This is a genomic window from Tunicatimonas sp., assembly GCF_049647865.1.
In the GTDB taxonomy this organism is placed as follows: Bacteria; Bacteroidota; Bacteroidia; order Cytophagales; family Cyclobacteriaceae; genus Tunicatimonas.
On record NZ_JBARYM010000901.1, the window covers coordinates 1 to 3,336 of the forward strand.

Below are 3,336 nucleotides of genomic sequence, written 5' to 3' on the forward strand. Positions count from 1 at the left end.
ACTGTACTCCCGGCAGCAGTTGCAAAGTTTTTAGTACGTCTACCTCACCTAATAGGGCCGGAAGATTCTTTATCTGTTCAATCGGTACGGAAATCGTACTCATTTGGGTAACTTCCTGAATTTTCTCGGCTTCCGCTGCTGAGATCACTACTTCATCTAGTAAAGAGCTTTCGGTCAGCTCAATAGTAATCAGCGTATCTTGCGTTAGGAGTAAGCGGACCGTCTGGGGTTGGTAACCTACGTAAGAATAGATTAACGATACACTATCGCTTGGTAAGGTTAAACTATAAAACCCGAAGGTGTTGCTGCTAGTGCCACTGGAGAATTTCAGGTCAAATACATTAGCCCCAATTAAAGCTTCTCCGTCGGTAGCATCCTTAATATAGCCGCTAACGGTGTACTTTTGTGCAAAACTACTAGAAGCTATTCCTAAAAAAATCAGTATAGACACTAGTGAGAGGAGAATTGTTCTCATATAGTTGTAGTTAATAGAGGGAAGATGTCAGGTAGAAGACAGTAATACTCCGTAAAACGGTTGGAATGACTGCTTATTATGATGAAAAAATTAGGGAATGATTTTTGGCATAGATTGTTGAAACATCTAAGTTCGGGCGAACGAAAGTTGATATGCATTACGCTATTTTTCTACTAAGTATTATTAATATTCTCCTGTCAGTTTCTGCTAACGCGCAAACTGAGCTGCAACTACTATTGCCAGATCAGAATAATTGGAACGCAGTAAGTGAGGGCGAGCGACTACAGTTCACGCTAGAGGCCACTGGTGGTAGCGATCAAAACTATACTTTTCAGTACGAAAGTGAAGAAGCAGAGGATCTTACCATAACTAATGCTACGGTTAGTTGGACTCCGGCTTTTGATATTGTGATTCAGGGGGAAGAAAGCAGAATTGTTCCGGTTACGTTTAAGGTGACTAATGCAGCGGGCGAAACTGCTACCGAGGTGGTAGATTTTATCGTGCAAAATACGGTGCGTATTCCTACGCTTACAGAGATGCAACCCTTCTTCATTCAATCCAATACTAAAAATACCTATCCACTTTCGCTCAACTCCCAAGAGTTTGTGGTGGAAGCTGGAGATGAAAGTTTACCTGAGGGGATAGAAGTTTTGCCAACTGATGATAACCGATGGAAACTTCAGTGGCAACCTACTCGGGAGCAATTCGCTGCTTTGCGGCAGCAACCCGGTAAAATTAAGCTGAAGGTACGAGACAAACAATGGGGCGATCAGGCTATGGCTGAAATTGCTTTACTGCCCGCTTCGGCTACCGCTCGCGAAAATGCTGTGCCTTCTGAAGCTAACCTAGAGTTATTATTTCCTCGTAGCTCGTACTGGAATGTAGTTAATGAAGGAAAAGTGCTTTCCTTCAAGCTAGCTGCTCGGGGCGGCACCGACGATAGTTATAGCTACCGAGTAATCGATGCTAGAACCTTGGGTATAGATTACGATACGCTGGGGAACGTCTACTGGCGCCCCTCTTTCGATTTTGTGGATCGGTTAAACGACACCCGAGCGGCTCCGGTCGCTTTTGAAGTGCGTAATCGCAGCGGCGAAACGAGCCGAAAATCCATCAACCTGCTGGTGAATCATGTAAATCGCCCCCCGGAAGTAGGAGAGATGCGTAACTTTTACGTGAGCTACGGGAAAGAGAATATGTACTCGCTGCCAGCGACGAATGCTATTAATGATCCCGATGAAGACCCAGTGGTTTTTAAGCCTATCTTAGCGAAAATGCCCCAAGGAATGACGCTCTCTTCCGAAGGGATGCTGAAGTGGTCGCCTTCGCTAAACCAGTATCACCGGCTACAGCGCGAGCCATTGTTACTACCCTTCATTGTGGAAGATCAGCCCTACGAAGCGCAGGCGCAGGGTATTCTTCGCATTGAAGTAACCCAACAAGATCTGCCACCCGAAATCTCTATGGTTCCCAACCAAAATTATTATAAGATTAAAGAAGATGAAGCCCTGAATATTAAGTTTTACTTGTCTGACCCCAACGGCGACGATGATATTGCTAACTTTGATTTTGTGGCTGATAAACGAGATATTCCCCGTTCAGCCCTGATAAGCAATGAAGCTACCCAGTGGGAGTTCTTGTGGGAGCCGGGCTACGATATGTTGATGGAATCAGGCGATACCAGTACCTACCAAATTACCTTTTTTGCGATTGATAAATCAAACCAGCGACGAGAGCGTACCATTCAAGTTCACGTAGAAGATGCTGAAAATCTGGTAGAGAAAGACCAGCTAGTGTATAATCAGTACCGTACTGGGCTGGTGCGTACGATGAATCTGATAGATCAACTGAAAGCTCGGCAGAAATCACTGCAGAAGGAATATAAGAAAGCCCGGCGGGGCAAAAAGCACCGAGCCATTACTACTGCCTCCTTAGGTGCCATTACTGGCCTATCGCCAGTAGTATTGGGTGGTAACGATGCGCAACCTTTCGTTTCCGGTATTGGCGGAACTACCTCCATGACCATTGGTAGCTTAGAAGCCAGCAACGTGATTGGTAAAGATGCTAGTGACATTTATGAGAATTTAAGTTATATCAATCAGAAGTTGACTGAACTGCAAACGCAGGGAAATCTGTTTGCCGGAAAATACGCGCTAGCGCACGGTCGTCGGGATAACAGTTTTGGCGAAGATTTACGTAAACTTATTCTGCTGTTGAGTCTGGATAGAGTGACTAAGCTAGAGCTAGATCCTTCCTGGAAGAACCCGCGCCGGGCTAGTGACAAAAATATTAAAAATACATTTTCCGACTACAATGCCGACCCCGATCGGTCGCCCTACATTAATGAGTAACAAACCAACCTTACCTAAAGGAACGCGCGATTTTGGCCCCCAACAAATGGCCCAGCGAACCTACATTCTAGATACAATTCGCCAGGTTTTTCAGAAATTTGGTTTCCAACCGCTAGAAACGCCCAGCCTGGAAAATCTATCGGTGCTCACCGGAAAATATGGCGACGAAGGTGATCAGCTCTTATTTAAGATTCTGAACAACGGGTTAGATGATCCTAAGAATCGTGATAAAGCGGAACGAGCGTTTGCGAATGTAGTGCAGGGAAAAAATGATTCTGACCTAACCGAACGAGCACTGCGCTACGATCTCACCGTTCCGTTTGCCCGCTACGTGGTAATGAACCAGCACGAGATAACTTTTCCGTTTAAGCGGTACCAGATTCAACCAGTGTGGCGAGCCGACCGTCCGCAGAAGGGCCGCTACCGCGAATTTTACCAGTGCGATGCCGATGTAGTGGGTACCAGTTCTCTACTCTGTGAAGCCGAAATTATCCGGATGCTAGAAGAAGC

General features: G+C 45.7%; 3 protein-coding genes. 2 read left to right on the forward strand and 1 reads right to left on the reverse strand.

Features of this window, described 5'->3' with window-relative positions; genetic code table 11:
• The coding region (locus WBA23_RS25635) for a carboxypeptidase-like regulatory domain-containing protein (RefSeq protein ID WP_424585126.1) at window positions 1-475 on the reverse strand (475 nt) is incomplete at its 3' end.
• Between the two features lie 152 nt (window positions 476-627).
• Between WBA23_RS25635 and WBA23_RS25640 the strand changes: the two genes are divergently transcribed.
• Complete coding sequence (locus WBA23_RS25640; protein WP_424585127.1) at window positions 628-2,826, forward strand: hypothetical protein; 2,199 nt, start codon at window positions 628-630, stop codon at window positions 2,824-2,826.
• Window positions 2,789-3,336, forward strand: a 548-nt coding sequence (locus WBA23_RS25645) for an ATP phosphoribosyltransferase regulatory subunit (RefSeq protein ID WP_424585128.1), incomplete at its 3' end; no start/stop codon positions are given. The genes WBA23_RS25640 and WBA23_RS25645, both read left to right, overlap by 38 nt.

What these genes read in the sequence shown, in the direction of transcription:
- WBA23_RS25640 (WP_424585127.1), top strand. Translation starts at nt 628, where the DNA reads ATGCATTACGCTATTTTTCTACTAAGTATTATTAATATTCTCCTGTCA.